This is a genomic window from Facklamia lactis, from assembly GCF_015863205.1.
In the GTDB taxonomy this organism is placed as follows: Bacteria; Bacillota; Bacilli; order Lactobacillales; family Aerococcaceae; genus Facklamia; species Facklamia lactis.
The window spans coordinates 1-536 of the sequence record NZ_JACBXQ010000028.1 but is presented as its reverse complement, the minus strand read 5'-3'; the positions used below and the strand labels follow the sequence as shown (position 1 = coordinate 536).

2 tRNA genes and 1 rRNA gene are annotated in these 536 nt (G+C 44.4%); all 3 read right to left on the bottom strand.

Annotation, left to right across the window (positions count from 1 at the left end):
- Positions 1-166 precede the first annotated feature (166 nt).
- Positions 167-239, bottom strand: a tRNA-Ala gene (locus tag HZY91_RS10855).
- A gap of 65 nt (positions 240-304) precedes the next feature.
- Positions 305-378 (bottom strand) — tRNA-Ile (locus tag HZY91_RS10850).
- Positions 379-472: 94 nt separating this feature from the next.
- Positions 473-536, bottom strand: a 16S ribosomal RNA gene (locus tag HZY91_RS10845); the annotation flags it as partial.

The following is a 536-nucleotide window of genomic DNA, read 5'->3' as shown; positions in this document are numbered from 1 at the left end:
ACTTCTTCATAGACTCGGTCAATTTCTCGGTTCATTATATCTTTTATTTGAAATAATGTGATTGCCATACCTCGCATCGAGAATATGTCAATCGTTGTTTGGTGTTATTCAGTTTTCAATGATCGATGTCGTTTACAATTGTTGGTACAACCACTGATAACGACAATGGAGAATAGCGGGATCGAACCGCTGACCTCCTGCGTGCAAAGCAGGCGCTCTCCCAGCTGAGCTAATCCCCCGGGAATTTAGATTACTGATTATATATTATATACAAATCACTCATTATTTTCAAGAGAGACCTGTATGGGCCTGAGTGGACTCGAACCACCGACCTCACCCTTATCAGGGGTGCGCTCTAACCAGCTGAGCTACAGGCCCGGGTATTTATTCTCAAACCCTGAGTATGCAAAAAGCTCACTCAAAACTAAACAAAGACAAGCCCTCACTCTGTGTAGGTTCCAATACTCCTTAGAAAGGAGGTGATCCAGCCGCACCTTCCGATACGGCTACCTTGTTACGACTTCACCCCAATCATC